This is a genomic window from Kribbella sp. NPDC051620 (assembly GCF_044453825.1).
Lineage (GTDB): Bacteria > Actinomycetota > Actinomycetes > Propionibacteriales > Kribbellaceae > Kribbella.
On the sequence record NZ_JBITDB010000008.1, the window covers coordinates 318,373 to 338,739 of the forward strand.

Below are 20,367 nucleotides of genomic sequence, written 5' to 3' on the forward strand. Positions count from 1 at the left end.
CCAACGCGTTAGCGTCCGACGTTTGAGTGGTTGGCGGCTGCGAGGATTGCGTAGCCCTCGGTGTAGGTGATCGAGCCGGCTTGTACCAGCTGGCTTGACTTGCTGCCGACCGCGGTGACGTACGCCTTGTGGCTCGGCCAGTCCGCCTCGGCATCCGGCAGCTCGTCGATGAGCGTGCAGCCGTAGCGCAGGTTGCGGTTGACGACTTTGCTGTCGATGTCGCCGGTCCACACGGTCGGCCTCAGATCTGAACGAGGACAGGGATCCACCGGCGGCGTGTACGACGCCAGATTGGTCTGGTTCGTGTAGCCATCCGGCCGGAGCAGCATGTAGTAGATGCCGGTCGGTGCTTGAGTCAGCCGGTACAGACCACGGTCGCGGATGACGGTCGCGGTGCCGCTCAGGCTGTCGACCGTGAACAGCCGGCTTCCCGTTACGGCGTACAGGTAGCCATCCCGCCACGACATCGCGCCGTCCGCCGAGCCGGTCCTGCCGGTGAAGACGACGATCCGGCGGATGACCTCACCCGTCGTCGGATCGGCAACGAAGACCGTGCCGTCGGCCAGACCCCAGATGTTGCCGTCGGGCCCGATGCTCAGCTCGGTGATGCTCGCCGCGCCTGCCACCGGTACGACGTCCACGCTCACCGCGCCGCTCGTCGGGTCGACCTTGACCAGGTGCGCCTCGGTGGTCCGCGGGTCCGTGCCCTGCCCGCTGTCGATGCTCGAGCCGGCCCACACCTGCGACCCGAGAGGTAGTACCGAAGCGATCGTCTCGTCATGGACGACGTTGCGGAACACGGACAGATGACCGGTCGAGACGGTGTACACGGACAGGGCGCCGCCGTACTCGCCGTACCCGGGAGTGGTGCCGAGGTAGACGCGATCGCCGGTCGGCACGACCGCGACCGGACGGTTCTGCAGATCGCTGTCGACCAGCTTGAACAGAACCCGTGGATTGGCCGGGCTCTCCGGGGCGTTCGGATTCCAGATCGACAACTGGCCGTACGGGTAGACGCCGACGTACAGGTTCTTGAGCGAGTCCCAGTTCCAGCCCTCGACCTGTCCCTGCCGCGCGGTCAGCGTCGCCCGTCCGGTCTCCGGGTCATAGCTCGTCGTGGACCCGTTGAGGAACGCGTTCACGAGGATCTTGCCGGTGACGGGATCCGCGATCGTGTGCATCAACGGCGCGCCGACGTACTGGAACGGCGACGTCCACTGATCCAGTACTCCGGTCTGCGGGTCGTACCGCCACGTCCCACCGGAGTAGTTGCCGCCCAGGCCGTACAGCATCGGCCTGCCGTCGTCGGTGAACCAGCCGTAGCCGATCGCCGCGCCGCGGGCGAGTTGTACTCCGGAGGGCACCCGCCCGACCGTGTTGGTCGTCGTGTCGTACCGGATCAGCGCCATGTTGTTGGTGAAGTAGACGCCGCCGGGTCCTGGGTTCGAGACGCCGCGGGCGCCGATCGGGTAGTCGGTGACTTGGCTGCCGGTCGCGGCATCGGTGAAGGTGATCTGCTGCTGGGTGGCCGCGTCGATGACGATCAAGCGATTGCTGGCGTTGCCGAAGACCTTGCCGTCCGCGTAGTCGAGATCCTGGAAGTCCTTCGCGACCAGCCCCGGGGGAGTGACGTCCTGTTTGGCGCCGGTGGCGAGATCGATCCGGATCAACTTCGCGACCGGGGTCATCAGGCCGGCGTACAGGGCGTTGTGGTCGGGGTCGTACACGGCGGCCCGGACGTATTGCTGGACCGGGTCGAGCGAGCCGTAGTCGGTGACGCGGTTGGTCGCCGGGTCGTACTTGAAGGCGTGGGTGTTCGGGTACGTCCCCGCGTAGACCGTGCCGTCGCGACCCGAGGTGAGGCCGTAGATGGACGTCTCGCCGCGGATCGGCTGGCCGAGGTCGGTCACCGTGTGCGTGTCGGGGCGGTACCGGTAGAGGTGCGCGTTGGTGTAGCTGCCGACGTACACGCTGCCGTCGGTCGCGACGGTGATCGCCCAGGCGCCGGCCGCGCCGGGCAGCGGGATCGCCCGGAGCAGTTCGCGGCTGTGGATGTCGACGACGTTGAGGGCCGCGTTCTCACCGGCCGGTACGGCGTACACGACGTCGCGGCCGTCGGGCTCGTGGCCGAAGGCGCCCTCCATCACGGTCAGCGAGCTGAGCGGGGCGCCGAGGTCCTTGACGGGATCGGGTGGTGCGGCCTGTGCCGTGGGTGCTGCCTGGGCGGCGAGCGGAATGGCGGCGGTACCGAGGATGGTCAGTGTTGCGAACAGTTCGAGGGCGCGCTGAAGCGGGCGGCGGCGCGGAATCATGGCGGTTCTCCCTGCGACGGTTCCATCGACCATAAAGCGGTCTTGACCGGAACGTCTACAGGCTGCAACCACCTATTTCGGGCATGACCGTAAGGCTGCAGTGCGACGGGGGATGACTCACTGTCGCAGACAAAAGAACGGCATCGATTCCAGACGTGGTCCGGAATCGATGCCAGCTACCGCCGGTGAATCAGTCGCCTGATTCGCGCCGGCTCGGAGCCGGCACCGCGAGCGCGGCCTCGATCTTGTCGGCCAGCTTCTCCGGCGTGGCGGTCGGCGCGTAGCGCGCGATCACTCCACCGTCGCGGCCGATCAGGAACTTGGTGAAGTTCCACTTGATCCGGCCCCCGAGCAGGCCGCCCTGCTCACGCTTGAGCCAGTTGTACAGCTCGAGCGTCTTGGAACCGTTCACGTCGATCTTGGCGAACATCGGGAAGGTGACGTGGTAGATCGTCGAACAGAAGTTCGCGATCTCGTTCTCGTCGCCGGGTTCTTGATGACCGAACTGGTCACAGGGGAAACCCAGCACCGAGAACCCTTGTCTGCGGTAGGTCTTGTAGAGCTTCTGGAGACCGGTGTACTGCGGCGTCTGACTGCATTGCGACGCCGTGTTCACCACCAGGAGCACCTGGTCGCGGAAGTCGGAAAGAGACTGTTCATTGCCTTCGATCCGGGTGGCGCTGAAGTCATAGACAGTCGTCATAACTCAATCCTGACACGACACGCGCGAGTCCGCGCGCCGTCTGCGATGTCAGACACGCCGCAGAACTGTTACGACCTTTCCGAGGATGACCGCGTCCTTGCCGTCGATCGGCTCGAAGGCCGGGTTGTGCGGGATCAGCAGGATCTCGGTCGCGGTCTTCTTGAACGTCTTCACGGTCGCCTCGCCGTCGATCATGGCGGCCACGATGTCACCGTTCTCCGCGGTCTGCTCCTGCCGCACGACCACCCAGTCGCCGTCGCAGATGGCGGCGTCGATCATCGACTCACCCTTGACCTTCAGCATGAACAAGGTGCCCTCGCCAACCATTGCCCTGGGCAACGGGAAGACCTCCTCGATGTCCTGCTCGGCGAGGATCGGGTTACCGGCGGCGATCTGGCCGACCACCGGCACGTAGACCGCGTCCGGGTGCGCGTCGCCGGCCCCGGTCTCGTCGTACGACGTCTGCCGGACGGCGCCGACCGAGCCGCGGCGGGCCACGTCGGCGACCTCGTTGGGGTAGCGGACCTCGATCGCGCGCGGCCGGTTCGGGTCGCGGCGCAGCAGGCCCTTCTGCTCGAGCACCTTCAGCTGGTGGGAGACCGAGGAGGAACTGGTCAGGCCGACCTTCTCGCCGATCTCGCGCATCGACGGCGGGTAACCGCGGCTGTCGACGGAATCGCGGATCACGTCCAGCACCCGGCGTTGCCGAGGGGTCAGACCGGTCGCGTCGGCCGGACCGTCGGGCAGCTCGGAGACCGTCTTGGCGGCTGCTCCCGCGACAGGTCGATCGTCCTTGCTGGAACCGCTCGGCGTCCTGGCCATGGTCAGGCTTCTCCTCGGGTCGGGCCGGCGGTCGGGCACCGGCCAGGCTTTGTCGATTGAGAAGACCGTAGACCGAATCCTGAGATTCTTCAAACATCTGTTCGAAGGCGTGTCGGTTCGCACGTTTGTTCGCGTGTCAGGTTATAGGGCACTGCCGGGCCGGGAATTTCTCCGGCGTGTCCTGGTTGGAAACAGTTGCGGACCGCGGGTGGTTCGGTTAATCATTCGTACAGGCGTTCGATCGAACAGGTGTTCGGGTTGATCGAACGAGGAGGTCCGGCGGGCCGCTCGGCGAAAACTGTCGGCGGCGGCCGATAGACAGAGATCGACAGCAGGACACGAGGTCTGAACGAGGGTCTGGAGGATCCGATGAGCACTGCGGCACTGGCGTCAGGAGCCCTGACAACAGAGGTGACGACGCCTGAGGTGACCCAGGCGCCCGGCGAACCCCGCAGGCGCCGCCGGATCCCCGGTACCACCACCGAGCCCCTCCCGATCCGCGCCTGCTCCGGCCCCGACCTCCTCCGCGAGGCCCGCCCAGCACCCCGCGCCAAGCGCCGGACCACCTGGTCAGAAGACATCGAGCCGTCAGTCCTGCAACTGACCCGCCGAGGCAAACTCCTCCTGACCACCGTCTCGATCCTCATCTTCGGCGCCGCCGTCGCAGTCCTGGGCCTCCGAGTCGCGGGCGTCCTGGACCCCCAACCCCAGTTCGACCACACCATCCAGGTCCAGGTAGGCGCCGGCCAGTCCCTCTGGTCCATAGCCCAGGAAACCAACCCGACCGAAGACCCGGCCTTGGTCGTAGAGAAGATCGCCGACCTGAACAACCTCCGCAACGCCGCCGACGTAATCCCCGGCCAAACCCTCCAGATCCCGGTCCGCTGACCTCAACGGAACCGGCAATCCCCGGCCAGCGAACACCCGCTTGGCGCAAGGCCTCGTGGCGCTGGGCGCCACCTCGGCTCCGGCCGAGATGATGGCATCGTTGGGCTTTCGACGCAGTCACACCCGAACGCAGGTGCATCCGCGCAGTTCGGGTTTCAGTCGCAGGGGCTACCTGAACGGGCCAGGTGGTGGCCGCTAGCCGAGCGTCAATGCGATCGGTTCGTTCAGTTTCTCTCGAGTGAAGCTGATCTTGCCGCGATGCGTGACCTCCACCGAATAGATCTTCTCCTCGGCTGGTACGTCGTTCACGGTGAACCCGAAGACGCACAGGTATGCCATGCCCTCAACCGCCGTGCCAGGGCCGAACACCTCCGAGACATGTCCGGCTTGAAGGGCGGCGAGTGCTATGACCTTTCCCGCCGAGTCCTCCACCCTGACCTGTGCGCCGGAGCTGATGTCGCTGTATCCGTCGTCCGTTACACAGGCGCCGCCCATTGCCTGCTCAGAGGACATGCTGTCCGCGCTGACGGTGATGGTGCCTGACACCGTGATCGTCGCTGGCGCGGAAGGTGTGGAACTTTCCGATGCCTGCTTACTGAGTCCGCAGGCCGCCAGCAGCAAGACGGCGGTGATGATCGCGATCAGCCTCATGGTCGTACCCGCTGGTCGCTACATCGGCTACCGGGAAGCGAGACGCTTGCTGCTACCGCGGCGGAGCTGAACCTGCCGCTGACCCGCCCATCGGCGACGCTCTGGGGGTGACCGAATTCGACGACGTCCTGCGGCTCGTCGCCGAGGCTGATCTCCCATCCGACGTCGGCTGGCCACCAACCGGCGCGACAACCGTCGACCTGCAGCGACTCCGTGACGACCTGGGTTTCGAACCACCTGCCGTCCTCACCCGCTGGCTCTCGATCTGCAACGGCAGCCTCGCCGGCGAAGGCGGCCTCTTGGGCGCCAATCTCAGCGGCCCCCGCGAGCATCTCGACATGTCATTCTGTCTTGACCTGCTGCCCGGCTGGCGAGAGCGCCGCTGGCTTCCAGTGGCAGGAGACGGCTGCGGCGACTACTACGTTCTCGATGCCAGCCAGTCTCACTACCCAGGCGACGCGATCTTCTTCGTCGACCAGTCCGACTACGACGCGCTCGACTACGCGGTCGCCTCGGACCTACCAACCTTCTTGCGGCAACACCTGCTCTGTTTGCTGGACCCGGATCCGGAGCTGGACAGCACCCCGCGCTGGCCCTTCGACCGGGCGATCACCCTCGCTGTCGACCCACGGCTCGCTGAGTTGCGGACTCCGCGTCTACTGCCCTGGAATTCCTAGGCTCTAGTGACAGAGGGCGGCGTCTACGACGTCTTCGACGTGGGTGGCTGTTTCGAGAGTGGTGGGGAGGGTGGTCACCGCGACGGTTGCCTGGCGGCCGTCGGGGGTGATGGCGTTGCGGGTTTCGTAGCCGGGGGCGTCGCCGCCGTGGCTCCAGGCGAAGCCGCCGCAGGTCAGTGGGAAGGTCTGGATGCCGAGGCCGTAGCGGGATGCTCCGCGGGGGCCGGCGTCGGGTGCCTCGACCGTGGTCAGCATCTGTTCGAGTTGTGCGGGCGGGAGCAGTTTGCCGCCGATCAGTGCGGCGAAGAAACGGTTGAGGTCGCTCGGGGTGGAGATCAGCGCGCCGGCAGCCCAGGCCATCGACGGTTCCTGCTCGGTGACGTCGACCAGCGGCTGGCCGGGTTCGGTCATCCAGTAGCCCTTGGGGTGGCGTTCGCGGATCGTCTGATCGCCGGTGGCCGGCCAGTACGTGTGCCGGAGCCCGATCCGGTCGATCACCCGCTTGGTGATCTCCTCGCCGAGCGGCCGTCCAGTGACCTTCTGCACCATCAGGCCCAAGACGATGTAGTTGGTGTTGCTGTAGCTCCACTCGGTGCCGGGTGCGGAGGCGGCTCCATGGGCCAGCGCCAGATCGAGAAGTTGCCGCGGCTCGAAGTACGTGTGCTGAACCGGCAGGTAGTCGGTGGCGACATCCTGGTCGTAGTCGGGCAAACCACTCGTGTGCTGCAGCAACTGGCGGACGGTGATGTTGCGGCCGTCGATGCCCTTGCCGCGCACGAGGCCGGGCAGGTACTTCTCGATCGGCTGGTCCAGCTCGACCTTGCCCTCACCGACCAGTTGCAGCACGACGGTGGCGACGAAGGTCTTGGTGTTGCTGGCGATCCTGATCTGCCCGTCGACAGGCACCTTCGCCTGGGTCTTCAGGTCTCCGACACCGGCCGTGTAGTTGCGGGTCCGGCCGTCGCGATCCCGCACGGCGGCCAGCGCGCCGGGAAACTTGTCGTCGCGAACCAGCCGATTCAACCCCTGCTGTATGACGTCACCGGACCGGCTCGCGACAAGGTTGCCGTCGGCAACGGCCGGTGGAGACGCGGACACCACACCGGCCGCGAGCAGGCTGACTGTGACCGCCGCCCCGGCGAGCGTGGTACGTCGGCGCAGCCGCGGAGTACGGGTGGAGTTTGGGCGAGTGAAAGGCATGGCGACACTCCCTGCTGGGCGATTGTTCCTTGCCCACCAGCCTTGTCCGTATCACCGGCCTGAACGATCCCGCTGCCTGCATGATCAGAGGTAGAGCAGGCTGCACCACCCGAATCAGCCGAGGAGCGACGACACCTGTACCACCTGGCCGGTTTCGAAGGATTGGTTGGCGGCCAGGCCGATGAGCAGCGAGCGGGCGCCGTCGTGGTGATCGGCGCCGCGGCCGAGTGGATCTTCGGCAGGGTCACCGAAGAGGGATTCGAGCAAGCGGGCGTCGCCACCGCCGTGGCCCTGGCCGAGTTCGCCGTGCAGCAGGGTCTGCGGCGGCTCCCACAATGGATGCAGCGTCAGTAGCGCCTCGGTCTCGCCCGGTTTGGCGTCACCATGCTGTACGGCGGTCGCGTACTGCTGCCCCTCCGGCGGAGTCGCGAAAGTGTTCTCCCGGACCAGCAACTCCAGCCGCCCGGCGCTGCCGTTGAAGGCAATCCGGTAACCCTCCCACGGCGAATAAGCCGTCAGGTGATAGCTCAACGAAGCGCCGGTCGAGTACCTGACCAGCACCGCCATATCGTCCTCGATCGTGATCCCCGGCGCGAAAACGTTCTGGTCCCGGTGATAGCCGTCCTCATGCTCGGCCTCCAGATAAAGCTCCCGCAACTGCGCCGAATCAGCCAGCTTGATCGCAAATGGATCATCCGCCGCGGCCGCCGAGCCAGCCGCCCGCTCGTAATCGCGGGCCAGCCCCCGCTTCTTGCCGTTCACGTCCCCATAGAAGAACAGCTTCCCGTCCGCGAACACCGTCACCGGCTCCGCGCCGATCCACCAGTTCACCAGATCGAAGTGATGCGTCGCCTTGTGCACCATCAATCCACCGGCGTTCGCCTTGTCGCGATGCCAGCGCCGGAAGTAGTCGGCCCCGTGCCGCACATCCAGCAGCCATTCGAAATGCACCGACCCGATCTCCCCGATCGCCCCCGACGCGAGCACCTCGCGGACCTTCTCGTGCACCGGGTTGTAGCGATAGTTGAACGCCACCCGCACGGATCCCACAGCAATCTCGGCCGCCGCGAGAATCCGCCGGCAACGCTCCGGATCCATCGTCATCGGCTTCTCGGTGATCACGTCCAGCCCGGCCTCGAGCGCGCCGACGATGTAGTCGTCATGAGTCCGGTCCATCGACGTCACCACCACCACGTCGACCCGCTGCTCGACCAGCATCCGCCCGAAATCACCGGCCTCGTACTGCGGAACCGCCGGCGCCCCGAATTTCTCGGCCAGCCATCGGTTGTGCACCGCCATCCGGGTCTGGTTGACATCACAGAACCCGACCAGCACCGCCCGATCGGCGTACGGCCCGGCCAGCGCGTTCACAAAGGTTTGCGCGCGAGCCCCCAACCCGACCACGGCGTACCGGCGACGTTCCTGAGCGGCTGCGGACACGGATGACTCCTCGTGGGGTCGGCGCGGGCAAACGCTTGCCATGCAACCACGGCACTTTTGTCAGTACAACCTGCTGTCCGAAACCGGACGCCTAGCGCACTGTCGACAACCAGAGCTCGGCATAGCGCCGGCCGTCCACCGCAGTGGCGACCTGTACCACCGGGGGCGCCACCCCAAATGGGTCAGTGGTGAGGTCGCCCGACCAATCCCGCGTATCGACGATCGTCCGCCCCCGGGACCAACTACCGGAAAGCTCGACCCGCAAAGGAAATGGCTGGGTCGTGAGCCCCTCGGGGTCGATCACCGCACAAACCGCGCCCCCATCGCCAATGCTCGCGCCGTCCAGCTTGTAGAGCTCGCTCCGCTTCTCGATGATCCGCCGGGCCAGCTCCGCCGACGGCGATCCGTCGAGCGCTTTCGCCTCGTCCAGCGGAATCACCACGTCGTAGAACACATCCAGCCCGTACATCGTCACCGGAATGCCGAGTTCACCTGCCGTACCAAGCGTGATCGCGGCCGCTTCGGGGTCGGTCCAGATGTTGAACTCCGCCGACGCCGTCGCATTGCCGATTCCGGCCGCGCCGCCCATGAAGACGATTTCGCGCAATCCCGCCGCGGCTTCGGGATAGGTCCGCAGGAGCAACGCGATGTTCGTCATCGGCGCCAGCGGGATCAGGGTCACCAGTTCGCCGGTACGGGCGGCCTCCAGCAGCACGTCGCGCAGCAGTTCTACGGCGTGCCGCGGGTCCGGAGTACGGGCTGAGCGGGGCCAGTCGAGGTCTCCGAGGCCGTCTGCGCCGTGGACATGCGGTGCGGTCCGAGCGGGTTGCAGGAGGGCGAGTGCCGCCCCACGGCCGACCGGGACGTCCGGGCGGCCGGCCGCCTCGAGCACCGTCAGCGTATTGACGACGACGTGGTCCAGGCCGACGTTGCCGCCGACGCAGGTCACCGCCTTGAGGTCGAGCTCCGGGTGCCGGGCGGCGAGGAGGAGGGCGCAGGCATCGTCCAGCCCGGTGTCGACATCGAGGATGACGGGTCTCATGCGCCCTATCCTCACCCATCCGCGCCGGCCGGACCGCGGCCGGTCCGAACGGCGCATTTTGCGCCTCGGGAGGGTCTCCGCGGCGGCGCCACGCGGGAGTACACGGGCCCGTGCGGGTGTTGGAACAAGGAGACGCGCGCGAGATCCGGGCGTTCTTGCAAACTGTCGGAGGCCGGACGTAGCATCCCTAGATGTAGTAGTTACACCCCTGTAAGTCATCCACAGGTAGTGGTTAGTTACTCACAGGTCATGCACAAGTTGTCCCCAGCTGATCCACAGATTCATCCCCAGGCACGGGGGTGGACGCTCACGGGAGGAGTGGTTCGCCATGCATTGTCCCTACTGCCGGCACGTGGACTCCCGGGTGGTCGACAGCCGGGTCGCCGAGGACGGCGGAGCGATCCGCCGGCGGCGGCAGTGCCCGGTCTGCGAGAAGCGGTTCACCACCGTCGAGCAGATGCAGCTCACGGTCGTGAAGCGCTCCGGCGCCACCGAACCGTTCAGCCGGGAGAAAGTGATCAATGGAGTCGGCAAGGCCTGCAAGGGCCGGCCCGTCACCGTGGACGCCCTGGCCCGGCTGGGCCAGCAGGTCGAGGACACGTTGAAGGGCAGCGGCTCGCCGGAGGTGCCGGCCAACGAGGTCGGGCTGGCCATCCTCGGACCGCTGCGAGAGCTCGACGAGGTCGCGTACCTGCGCTTCGCCAGCGTCTACCGGCAGTTCGAGTCCGCCGACGACTTCGAGACGGAGATCGCGTTGCTGCGGGCCGAGAAGGAGCCCGAGGGCACCGAGCCGTCGATACAGACATAAATCGGGGATCAGCACGGCGCAGTATCAGAGCAGGCAGCGACACCGAAGTACCAGAGCACCATCAACGGGGCGGTCCCGACAGACCGCGACATTGAACAGGCGAGGAGCCAACATGACAGAGACGGTGACCGGCCATTCGGGGTCGACCAAGAGGTCGACGGCCGGGTTCCGCAGGGCCAAGAACGCGCCCGCGGGACTCACCATCGATCGCATCTTCACCACCGAGGGCGTGCACCCGTACGACGAGGTGACGTGGGAGCGCCGCGACGTCGTACAGCAGAACTGGAAGACCGGTGAGACCGTCTTCGAGCAGCGCGGGGTCGAGTTCCCCGACTACTGGAGCGTGAACGCCTCCACCATCGTCACCACCAAGTACTTCCGCGGCGCCGTCGGTCACGACAACCGCGAGTGGAGCCTCAAGCAGCTGCTCGACCGGGTCGTGAAGACCTACCGCAAGGCCGGCGAGGACTACGGCTACTTCGCCACCCCGGCCGACGCCGAGGTGTTCGAGCACGAGCTCACCTGGATGCTGCTGCACCAGTACTTCAGCTTCAACTCGCCGGTCTGGTTCAACGTCGGGACCACGTCGCCGCAGCAGGTGTCGGCCTGCTTCATCCTCGCCGTCGACGACTCGATGGACTCGATCCTGAACTGGTACAAGGAAGAGGGCCTGATCTTCAAGGGCGGCTCCGGCGCCGGCCTGAACCTGTCCCGGATCCGCTCCTCCAAGGAGCTGCTGCAGTCCTCCGGCGGCACCGCTTCCGGCCCGGTCAGCTTCATGCGCGGCGCGGACGCCTCGGCCGGGACGATCAAGTCCGGCGGCGCCACTCGCCGCGCGGCCAAGATGGTCGTGCTGGACGTCGACCACCCCGACATCGAGGAGTTCGTCGAGACCAAGATGCGCGAGGAGGACAAGATCCGCGTCCTCCGCGACGCCGGCTACGACATGGACCTCGGCGGCCGCGACATCACCTCGGTGCAGTACCAGAACGCGAACAACTCGGTCCGGGTGACCGACGAGTTCATGCGCGCGGTCGAGGAGAAGGGCGAGTTCGGGCTGCGGGCGCGGATCGATAACTCGATCATCGAGACCGTCGACGCGCGGGAGCTGTTCGACAAGATCAGCCACGCCGCGTGGGCCTGCGCCGACCCGGGCATCCAGTACGACGACACGATCAACGACTGGCACACCACTCCCGAGACAGGCCGGATCACCGCGTCCAACCCCTGCTCGGAGTACATGCACCTGGACAACTCGTCCTGCAACCTGGCGTCGCTGAACCTGATGAAGTTCCTCAAGGACGACGACACCTTCGACTCGGTCAACTTCGTCAAGGCCGTCGAGCTGATCATCACCGCGATGGACATCTCGATCTGCTTCGCCGACTTCCCGACCGAGGCGATCGGCGACACCACTCGGGCGTACCGGCAGCTCGGCATCGGCTACGCCAACCTCGGCGCGCTGCTGATGGCGACCGGGCACGCCTACGACTCCGACGGTGGTCGCGCACTGGCGGGCGCTATCACCTCGCTGATGACCGGTACGTCGTACAAGCGGTCGGCCGAGCTGGCCGGCATCGTCGGACCGTACGACGGCTTCGAGCGGAACAAGGACGCGCACACCCGGGTGATGCGCAAGCACGCCGCGGCCAACGACGCGATCCGCACGGTGCACGAGATCGACGCCGACGTGCAGAAGCACGCGACGGCCGCCTGGGAGGGCGTGCTGAAGATCGGCGCCCGCAACGGCTGGCGCAACGCGCAGGCCTCGGTGCTCGCGCCGACCGGCACGATCGGCTTCATGATGGACTGCGACACGACCGGCATCGAGCCGGACTTCTCGCTGGTCAAGTTCAAGAAGCTGGTCGGCGGCGGCTCGATGCAGATCGTCAACCAGACGGTGCCGCGGGCGCTGCGTCAGTACGGCTACACCGAGGAGACGATCGAGGCGATCGTCGAGTACATCTCGGAGAACGGCCACGTCGTCGACGCGCCGGGCCTGAAGACCGAGCACTACTCGATCTTCGACACCGCGATGGGTGAGCGCGCGATCAAGCCGATGGGGCACGTGCGGATGATGGCGGCGGCCCAGCCGTTCCTGTCCGGCGCGATCTCGAAGACGGTCAACCTGCCGGAGACGGCGACGGTCGAGGAGATCGCCGACGTCTACTTCCAGGGCTGGAAGCTCGGCCTGAAGGCGCTGGCCGTCTACCGCGACAACTGCAAGGTCGGTCAGCCGCTGTCGGACTCCAAGTCCGCCAAGGCGAGCGCCGCCGCCGACGCGGCCGAGCCGGTGGTCGAGAAGATCGTCGAGTACCGGCCGATCCGCAAGCGTCTGCCGAAGTCCCGTCCGTCGCGCACCACGTCCTTCAGCGTCGGCGGCGCCGAGGGCTACATGACGGCCGGCTCGTACCCCGACGACGGTCTGGGCGAGGTCTTCCTGAAGATGGGCAAGCAGGGCTCGACCCTGGCCGGTGTGATGGACGCCTTCTCGATCGCGATCTCGATCGCCCTGCAGCACGGGGTGCCGCTGGAGACGTACGTCCAGAAGTTCACCAACCTGAAGTTCGAGCCGGCCGGTCTGACCGACGACCCGGACGTCCGGATGGCGCAGTCGATCATGGACTACATCTTCCGCCGGCTGGCGCTGGACCACCTGTCCTTCGACGAGCGCTCGGCCCTCGGCATCTACTCCGCCGAGGAGCGCTCCCGCCAGCTCGACACCGGCTCCTACGAGCCGACCCCGGTCGAGGTGTCGGAGCCCGAGTCGCTCAAGTCCGTCGAGCCGATCGCAGAGGTCGAGGCCGCCACCGAAAAGGTCGACCTCCACGACGCCTCGATCGACGCCGCCGCAGCCAAGCCGGCCTCCTCCGAGGTCCGCACCACCGCCGAGATGTTCGAACTAATCACCGGCACCTCAGTGGACGCCCCCCTGTGCTTCACCTGCGGCACAAAGATGCGCCCCTCCGGCTCCTGCTACGTCTGCGAAGGCTGCGGCTCCACCTCGGGTTGCAGCTGACCCTCAAGTCAGCCACCAGCTGACCCCACGTTGAAAGCGCCACGGCCCCCGGGAACTTCCCACATCCCCCGGGGGCCGCAGCGCGCCCGGCTTCTGGTACGACGCCCACGAGTTGCTTCGACAACACCACGGTCACCGACTACTAGGGCTGTCCGTTCTGCAACTTCTCCATCCCCGACGGCACCCTGATCCGCATCCGCCTCTGGACATCCAAGAACGGCGTCGAGTCCTACTCAGTTGGTCACCGGCTCCTCACCACCTGATCCGGCATCGGTACCTGCAGCCGGGTCAGTGGCCGAAGCGGTCGCTGTCGGCTGCGGTCTTGCTTGTGCCGTCGAGAGCCGACAAGGCGGCCAGTTGGTCGGCTGTGAGGTCGAAGTCGAAGATGGCGAGGTTGTGTTCGAGGTGTTCGCGGTTGGCGGACTTGGGGATCGGTACTACGTTCTGCTGGGTTTCCCAGCGGAGTACGACCTGGCCTGGCGTCTTGTCGTGGGCCTTGGCGGCTGCCGTGACGGTGGGGTGGTCGAGGAGATCGGTGCCCTTGCCGAGTGGGCTCCAGGCCTCGGTCACGATGTTGTGGGTTGCGTGGAATTCGCGCTCGGCCGCCTTGGTCCACATCGGGCTCAGCTGGATCTGGTTGACCTCGGGGGCGACGCCCGTCTCGTCGATCAGTCGCTGCAGATGGGCCGGCTTGAAGTTCGACGTACCGATCGCTCGGACCAGGCCGGCGTCGCGCAACTCGATCAGGCCGCGCCAGGCGTCGACGTACTGGTCCTGGTCCGGGTTCGGCCAGTGGATCAGCAGCAGGTCGAGGTACTCGAGTCCGAGCTTCTCCGCACTCGCCTCGAATGCGGTCCGGGCACCCGCCACGCTGTGCCACCGCTTGTTGAACTTGGAGGTGACGAAGAGTTCCTCACGTGCCACCCCGGACGACTTCAGCGCCCGTCCGACACCGACCTCATTGCGATAGTTCTCGGCCGTGTCGATGAGCCGGTACCCGACCTCGAGAGCCTGTACGACGGCGCGTTCCGCGTCGGCGTCGCTCATCGGGGAGGTCCCCAGGCCGACCCGCGGCATCACCGCTCCGTTGCTCAGAGTGACGGTTGGAACGCTGATCATCGATCCTCCTGACAAGCCGCGGCCATCTCCCTGAACACCGTATCCAACGGCGTCAGCAACCCCTTTCCCAGGCCCGGATACGAGCAGTTCAGGCGGCCGAGACTGAGCGCCGAGACGCGGGCAGCGGATTGTCGGTGGGCTGGGTCATCATGGGGTTCGGCGGGACCGGGAAGCACGTGAGGGGTGGGCGATGAAGAACAGACTGATCACGCTGGTGGACCTCGGCCTGGACAGCTCCTTCGACGCCTCGATGACGTTCGTCCAGGGCATCACCAGCAACATCAACGCGGGCTGGAACAGTCCGGTGATCGACGTGAACTTCGTCCGTACCCGCGATCACGAGACGGCCTTCTCGGCGCTCACCACCCCCTCAACGGTGCTGCACGTGATGGCACACGGTGACCACAGTGACGAACCGTCGTTCCTGTCCACCGACGGCCAGACCCAGGTCTCCCTGACCGCGCTGGCGGACTGGTTCCTGGACCGGTCCTGGGGGATCGCCAGCGGCGTCGTCATCGCCGACGGCTGCAAGACCGGCATCGGCAAATGGCAGCGCGCCATCCGCGACTGCCTCCAGGACGACATCACCTACATCGGCACCAGCACGGTGATCGGCTGGTACGAGGCCACCGTCTTCTGCTCCGCCTTCTACGGCGCCCTGATCCGCAACCGCGGCCTGGGCAAAAGCCCCGCCGAACAAGGCTGGGACGCCGCCAACCGAGCCATCAGCGCCTACGAAACCCTCACCGACGCCCGCTGCCCCTACAAACCAGTCCTCCTAACCCCCAGCCGCCGAGCCCTCCGCTCCCTGGCCGGCTAGCCGCCAATCCGCGCCTACCGCGTCCCCGGGCGACACGCTTTGCGTGGCTACGGTGTGTGATGCGTGGCAGACTCTTTGTGGCTCTGGTGTGAGGTGATCAGCGCGGGGGTGAGAGGCGCGTAGCCGTGGCGAGACTTGGGCACCTGCGGCAGTTCGGTCAAGGTAATCCGCTCAAACAAGGCGATCGTCGATGACGTCTACTCAGCGTGCTCTGCTGACAGCGGCTGCTGTGGTTGCTGTTTCCTTCCTCCTCGCGATGGTTCTGAACCTGCCGGCCTGGCTGGCCGCGCTGGTTTCGACAGTGCTGCTGATCGTCTTGGCGATGGTGTGGAAGGAGAAGAAGCCGGCACCGGTGGCGGCTCCCGCTCCACCCGCCCCGAAACCGGTGGATCGCGAACCGGTCTTCACCGCGCCGCCCACCCGCACCGTCGCCGGAGTACGGCTCCCGTCGGCGTCGCCCGACTACCACTTCCACTTCTCCGCGATCGTCCAGTGGTCGCCGGTGATCACCGGACTGCGGCACGCTGACCTCGGCAGTGTGGCCGTCGATGCCTTGCTCAGCAGGGCCAAGGCGTTGACGGCAAGCCAGCAACCGTCCGAGGAGGCGCTGAACCAGCACCGCCTCGCGTCGCTGCTCGGCGAACCGGACATCGACGAGAAAGGCCAGGTCCGCACCTGGGCCACCGAGGTGCGGCTCAAGCTGCCGGACGCGGACTTCAAGCACCTCCAGAACATCACCGCCCTCCAGCGCCGAGCGCAGACCCTGCTGCTGGAACGTCAACTGGAGCAGGAGAAACGCGCCTATCTCCGCGATGACGTGCTGGCCACGCCGGGCTCGGCCGTCGTCTGGTGGCTCGCGAACAATCCCGGTGAGGTCGCCCAATGTGTCGACCTGCTGGGCACGCTCACCAGGTTGTCCGCGGCAGCCAATGACGTCCCGCTCGAGACGCTCGAACGCCGCTGGGACAGCGAGCACGGCCCGCTGGCGCTCGTAGTACCGGAACTGCCTGGGCTCACCGACAAGGCGAACGAGCAGGCCGAGGATCAGGGCGATCAGCCTTCTGGCCAAGGCTGATCCGTCTGGTCGGTAGGACCGGCGCCGGTACAGGGGAGACGCCGGCCCTACCGAGCTCATCAGTCGTCCATCCATCGGATCTCCGTAGCTCCGTCGTGCCCGTGGATGGTCAACAGGGCGTCGACTCCGTCCTGCCAGACCGTGGTGGTCGGATAGCGGCCACCCCAGTGCAGGGTGACGGTGCCATCGGACCACTCCACGCCCTCGGCGACGACGCCGGTGCCGCTCACACCCGAGACGTCGCTGTGCCTGAAGAGGTGGAAACGTCGCGGCCCGGCGGCCGCCGCGACCTTCAGGTGTCTTCGTGGCGGCGGTGGCCGGAGCATCGTCGCGGGTCTGCCGCTGATCTCGTCCATGGCCACAGTCAACGCTTCCGGACAGCGCCCGACCATGAACTGGAGCTGTATCCACAGGTCACCGAACGTGCACCCATGAGCTCACTCGATCGACGTAATCTGATTGCACAGAGTGATCAGGCAACAGTCGGGAGGAGCGCCGATGACAGTCATCGACCGTTGGACGGGTGGGCACGCACGCGCCTTGCAGGCGGCGATGCGGCTGACCAGCGAGGCATTCGCCGAACACCTCGGCATCTCGCCACGCACCGTGGCCAAGTGGCGCAAGCGGCCCGAGATGGTGCCGAGCGCGCAACTCCAGGAGGCGCTCGATACGTCCCTCCACCTCGCTTCGCCAGAAGCCCAGACGAGATTCGCCGCCAGCCTCGGCGTACCGCACAGCGAGCAACCCACGCTCGACGACTCGATGGTCGATCAGTTGCATGCGGCTGTCGGGGAGTTGTCGCGCATCCTCGCTACGCTGCAAACCGCAGAGAAGGGTAGGGGTGGATGAGGCGACGACCGGTGACCTCGGCGAGCGTGAAGTCGGTGGGGTATGACCTGTCCAGCAGCACGCTCGAGCTGGAGTACGTGAACGGCAGCATCTACCGGTACTACGAAGTGCCGCAGCCGACGTACGCCGGCCTGCTCGCCGCCCCCAGCATCGGCAACTACGTCAACACCCAGATCAAGCCGTACTTCGAGTTCGCCGAGGTCTGACCCGGCTACATCGGCAGGATCTCGAAGATCTCGACCGCGAACCGGCCCTTGCCCTCGGACAGGAACGGGTGCCCGTCGAGCAGCGCCCGGGCGGCGTCCAGGTCGTCGGCCTCGACGATCGTGTAGCCGTTCTGGTCACTCGGTTCGGCGGCCGAGCCGTCGTCACGGACCGATGCGCGTGGCGCCAGCGGATTGCCCTGGTCGACGATCGCCGACGCGGCCTTGCCCATCCACTCCGTCCACAACTTCATCTGCTCCTCGCCCTGCTCCGGAGTGAAGTCCTCCATCGGGGTGGCCGGACCGCGGTACAGGTACAGGTACTTGCTCATGGTGCTTCCCTTCTCTGTGCCGGCACTGCCGTGCCGGCGGAACGCCCGTGGTGAGCGTGTATCTGACTGACGAGCGGCCCGAGCCGGAATCGACAGCACCGGCCCACGTTTTCGCTGTGTCACCGAAGGGCACCAGAGGGTGGATCCACGGGGGTGTGCTCTTGCCAGGAGGTGGACATGCGCACTCGTAGAGCCTCTACGACTGGTTCTCGCGTCATCACGATCGTTGTGATCGTGTGGTTGTTGATCGGTCTTGCCGCGGCCGCCCAACGTAGTTACTTCAAGAACGACAACGCCAGCTGCGCAAAGGTCGGCACGATCGCCGTCACGATCCTCGCCGGCCCGTTGAACTACATCGGCGCCAATCCGAAGATCGACTGCGACGCACCACAACCGTCCCGCTGACCCACGGCGCGGCTGCGGATGCTCCGGCATCCGCGGCCGCGCCGCGTCTGCCTCACCCGGCTAGGCTCCGGAGCAACCGACTGGGGAGGCGACGGCGTTGGCAGACGTACTGCGGGACGGGATCGAGAAGGACCTGGAAGAGTTCAAGGTTCCAGGGGTCAGCTGGGCGGTGATCGACAACGGCGAGATCGTTGACCGAGGTACCGCGGGCGTCATCGAGGCAGGTCGAGACGATCCGGTCGCCGACGACACGTTGTTCCAGGCGTGTTCGATCAGCAAGCCGGTCGCTGTCTTCGCGCTGCTCCGGTTGGTCGATCGCGGTCTGCTCGATCTCGACGAGGACGTCAACCATCGCCTCACGTCCTGGCAGATCCCGTCGACGGGCGAGTGGCAGCCGATCGTCACCTTGCGACAACTGGCGAGCCACAGCGCCGGCCTGACGGTGCCCGGCTTCCCGGGGTACCGCGAAGGCGCCGAGCTGCCGACGCCGGTACAGATCCTGGACGGGGTACGCCCGTCGAACACCTTCGGCGTCCACGTGGAGCTGGTCCCCGGCACCCAGTTCCGGTACTCCGGCGGCGGGACAGTCGTCCTGCAGCAACTCCTCGAAGACGTCACCGGTACGCCGTTCCGCGAGCTCCTGCGCGAACTCGTCCTGGAACCGCTGGGCATGTCGAGTAGTGATTACGCGCAGCCACTCCCTGATGAACTCCGTCACCGCGCCGCGACCGCGCATGACGAGTTCGGACGTCCGGTACCTGGCCGATGGCACTCGTATCCCGAGCTGGCCGCCGCTGGTCTCTGGACGACCTCGAGTGACCTCGTTGCCTTCGCCCACGGCGTACGGGAGGCGTATCTCGGCGCGTCAGGAGCTCTCATCTCGCAGGAGAGAGCGCGGGACATGCTCACACCGCAGATCGCCATCGCTGATCCGTGGGACGCGATGGAGGCGCTCGGGCTCGGCGCGTTCCTGGGCGACGGTGGGAGGCGGTTCGGGCATGGGGGATCGAACAAGGGCTTCAAGTGCTACCTGGTCGCGTACCGGGATACAGGTCAAGGCGCTGCTGTCATGACCAACGGGGACAACGGGAGCTACCTGGTGGACAGGGCGATCGCACGGATCGCTGCGTCGTACGGGTGGGAGGACTACCCGCTGGAGGTCACTGATCGGAGCGAGGTCAGCGACGACGAGCTCCAGGCCGTCGCTGGGAAGTACCGCTTGGGGGACAGCCTGTCGTTGGAGGTGACCGTGGCAGACGGTGGACTCGAAGCCGTGTTCGGGCGACAGCCGGCGCTGAGATTCGCCGCGAGGGGAGACGGCCGGTACGCCGCACGCTGGGTCGGCAGCGAGTTGCGGCTGACCGACGGTGGTCTGACCTTCGTCCAGGAGGGCGACGAGATCGAGTGTCTGCGGGTGGGCTGAGCGGCCGGGAATAGGTCCGTGGGGGAGTGGGTTACACCTGATGTCGTTCAGTGCAAGACCCCCGGGCCTCACACTTCGCCGCTACGAGCGGCCACTCGCCGAGAGGCGTCTACTGGACGATGCAGTACTCGATGGGTGGGAGCCGGTACGTCGGCTCCCACCCATTCGCTGTCTCCGGCTTGAACGGGTGCGGCATCATGGAGGTGTGGCTCACGGAGACGCGGGTGACTGGTGGGACGAGTGGGACGGCGCTGGGTAGGCCGGAGAGGGTTTGCAAGGGTTCGGCCAAGGTGCGGCCCCCGATTTGCATCTTCACCGTGAATCTCAGTAATGTTCTTCTTGTTGGAGCGAGTGCGGGACGCGAAAGCGGCCGGTCGCTCCGAATTCCCCGGAACTACCCAGCAGCTGAAGCACGCCTCTGGCGGGCCTTCAGTCGCTGAGTCACGGAGAGACTGCGACGAAAGAGGCCGATTTGACCGGCCGCGGACGAAACAGTAATGTTTGGCGGGTTGCCCCGGAGCTTAACTCGAAAGAGAAAAGCGCGGTGTGCGTCCGATTCTTGAGAACTCAACAGCGTGC

General features: G+C 66.4%; 20 protein-coding genes. 10 read left to right on the top strand and 10 right to left on the bottom strand.

Going from position 1 to position 20,367, the window contains the following annotated elements:
- Window positions 1-8 precede the first annotated feature (8 nt).
- The 3 genes from ACIA12_RS36485 to lexA all read right to left on the bottom strand — a co-directional run bounded on the left by ACIA12_RS36485 (window position 9) and on the right by lexA (window position 3,837).
- Entirely contained in the window at window positions 9-2,312 is a 2,304-nt protein-coding gene (locus tag ACIA12_RS36485) for a hypothetical protein (protein ID WP_396371910.1), read from the bottom strand.
- A gap of 190 nt (window positions 2,313-2,502) precedes the next feature.
- On the bottom strand, window positions 2,503-3,015 hold the full coding sequence (locus ACIA12_RS36490) for a glutathione peroxidase (protein ID WP_343983912.1): 513 nt from the start codon (window positions 3,013-3,015) through the stop codon (window positions 2,503-2,505).
- Between the two features lie 48 nt (window positions 3,016-3,063).
- A complete protein-coding gene (gene lexA / locus ACIA12_RS36495; RefSeq protein WP_396371911.1) occupies window positions 3,064-3,837 on the bottom strand; it encodes a transcriptional repressor LexA in 774 nt (257 codons plus the stop codon).
- 369 nt (window positions 3,838-4,206) lie between these two features.
- Here lexA and ACIA12_RS36500 point away from each other — a divergent pair, with 369 nt between their 5' ends.
- On the top strand, window positions 4,207-4,725 hold the full coding sequence (locus ACIA12_RS36500) for a LysM peptidoglycan-binding domain-containing protein (RefSeq protein ID WP_396371912.1): 519 nt from the start codon (window positions 4,207-4,209) through the stop codon (window positions 4,723-4,725).
- 195 nt (window positions 4,726-4,920) lie between these two features.
- On the opposite strand, the gene ACIA12_RS36505 is transcribed toward ACIA12_RS36500, so the two are convergent.
- Complete coding sequence (locus tag ACIA12_RS36505) at window positions 4,921-5,376, bottom strand: hypothetical protein (protein WP_396371913.1); 456 nt, start codon at window positions 5,374-5,376, stop codon at window positions 4,921-4,923.
- A gap of 107 nt (window positions 5,377-5,483) precedes the next feature.
- Between ACIA12_RS36505 and ACIA12_RS36510 the strand changes: the two genes are divergently transcribed.
- Window positions 5,484-6,053 carry an SMI1/KNR4 family protein gene (locus ACIA12_RS36510; protein ID WP_396371914.1) on the top strand — a complete coding sequence of 190 codons (570 nt, stop codon included), beginning with the start codon at window positions 5,484-5,486 and terminating at the stop codon, window positions 6,051-6,053.
- Window positions 6,054-6,056: 3 nt separating this feature from the next.
- On the opposite strand, the gene ACIA12_RS36515 is transcribed toward ACIA12_RS36510, so the two are convergent.
- From ACIA12_RS36515 to ACIA12_RS36525, 3 genes are all read right to left on the bottom strand, one after another.
- Window positions 6,057-7,253, bottom strand: a complete 1,197-nt coding sequence (locus ACIA12_RS36515; RefSeq protein WP_396371915.1) for a serine hydrolase domain-containing protein — start codon at window positions 7,251-7,253, stop codon at window positions 6,057-6,059.
- 114 nt (window positions 7,254-7,367) lie between these two features.
- Complete coding sequence (locus tag ACIA12_RS36520; protein ID WP_396371916.1) at window positions 7,368-8,693, bottom strand: Gfo/Idh/MocA family protein; 1,326 nt, start codon at window positions 8,691-8,693, stop codon at window positions 7,368-7,370.
- A gap of 91 nt (window positions 8,694-8,784) precedes the next feature.
- The gene (locus ACIA12_RS36525) at window positions 8,785-9,735 is read right to left on the bottom strand and encodes a nucleoside hydrolase (protein ID WP_396371917.1); all 951 of its coding nucleotides are present in this window, start codon (window positions 9,733-9,735) and stop codon (window positions 8,785-8,787) included.
- Between the two features lie 328 nt (window positions 9,736-10,063).
- Here ACIA12_RS36525 and nrdR point away from each other — a divergent pair, with 328 nt between their 5' ends.
- Together nrdR and ACIA12_RS36535 are read left to right on the top strand one after the other, a co-directional pair.
- Window positions 10,064-10,543: a transcriptional regulator NrdR gene (gene nrdR, locus ACIA12_RS36530; protein ID WP_396371918.1), complete on the top strand. Its 480-nt coding sequence runs from the start codon at window positions 10,064-10,066 to the stop codon at window positions 10,541-10,543.
- A gap of 112 nt (window positions 10,544-10,655) precedes the next feature.
- A complete protein-coding gene (locus ACIA12_RS36535) occupies window positions 10,656-13,562 on the top strand; it encodes a vitamin B12-dependent ribonucleotide reductase (RefSeq protein ID WP_396371919.1) in 2,907 nt (968 codons plus the stop codon).
- A gap of 288 nt (window positions 13,563-13,850) precedes the next feature.
- On the opposite strand, the gene ACIA12_RS36540 is transcribed toward ACIA12_RS36535, so the two are convergent.
- Window positions 13,851-14,681, bottom strand: coding sequence for an aldo/keto reductase (locus ACIA12_RS36540; protein ID WP_396371920.1), 831 nt, complete (start codon window positions 14,679-14,681; stop codon window positions 13,851-13,853).
- Window positions 14,682-14,871: 190 nt separating this feature from the next.
- On the opposite strand from ACIA12_RS36540, the gene ACIA12_RS36545 reads away from it, so the two are divergent.
- Entirely contained in the window at window positions 14,872-15,501 is a 630-nt protein-coding gene (locus ACIA12_RS36545) for a hypothetical protein (RefSeq protein WP_328326117.1), read from the top strand.
- Between the two features lie 190 nt (window positions 15,502-15,691).
- Window positions 15,692-16,576, top strand: a complete 885-nt coding sequence (locus ACIA12_RS36550; protein ID WP_396371921.1) for a hypothetical protein — start codon at window positions 15,692-15,694, stop codon at window positions 16,574-16,576.
- A 59-nt stretch (window positions 16,577-16,635) separates the two neighbouring features.
- On the opposite strand, the gene ACIA12_RS36555 is transcribed toward ACIA12_RS36550, so the two are convergent.
- On the bottom strand, window positions 16,636-16,932 hold the full coding sequence (locus ACIA12_RS36555) for a hypothetical protein (protein ID WP_396371922.1): 297 nt from the start codon (window positions 16,930-16,932) through the stop codon (window positions 16,636-16,638).
- A 142-nt stretch (window positions 16,933-17,074) separates the two neighbouring features.
- Here ACIA12_RS36555 and ACIA12_RS36560 point away from each other — a divergent pair, with 142 nt between their 5' ends.
- Together ACIA12_RS36560 and ACIA12_RS36565 are read left to right on the top strand one after the other, a co-directional pair.
- Window positions 17,075-17,425, top strand: a complete 351-nt coding sequence (locus tag ACIA12_RS36560; protein WP_396371923.1) for an XRE family transcriptional regulator — start codon at window positions 17,075-17,077, stop codon at window positions 17,423-17,425.
- Window positions 17,422-17,631: a KTSC domain-containing protein gene (locus ACIA12_RS36565; protein ID WP_396371924.1), complete on the top strand. Its 210-nt coding sequence runs from the start codon at window positions 17,422-17,424 to the stop codon at window positions 17,629-17,631. Before ACIA12_RS36560 ends, ACIA12_RS36565 begins: the two co-directional genes overlap by 4 nt.
- A 5-nt stretch (window positions 17,632-17,636) precedes the next feature.
- Here ACIA12_RS36565 and ACIA12_RS36570 read toward each other — a convergent pair whose 3' ends face one another.
- The gene (locus ACIA12_RS36570) at window positions 17,637-17,960 is read right to left on the bottom strand and encodes a YciI family protein (RefSeq protein WP_396371925.1); all 324 of its coding nucleotides are present in this window, start codon (window positions 17,958-17,960) and stop codon (window positions 17,637-17,639) included.
- Between the two features lie 177 nt (window positions 17,961-18,137).
- On the opposite strand from ACIA12_RS36570, the gene ACIA12_RS36575 reads away from it, so the two are divergent.
- Window positions 18,138-18,365: a hypothetical protein gene (locus ACIA12_RS36575; RefSeq protein WP_396371926.1), complete on the top strand. Its 228-nt coding sequence runs from the start codon at window positions 18,138-18,140 to the stop codon at window positions 18,363-18,365.
- Between the two features lie 97 nt (window positions 18,366-18,462).
- Window positions 18,463-19,788: a serine hydrolase domain-containing protein gene (locus tag ACIA12_RS36580; protein WP_396371927.1), complete on the top strand. Its 1,326-nt coding sequence runs from the start codon at window positions 18,463-18,465 to the stop codon at window positions 19,786-19,788.
- The last annotated feature ends 579 nt before the right edge of the window (window positions 19,789-20,367 follow it).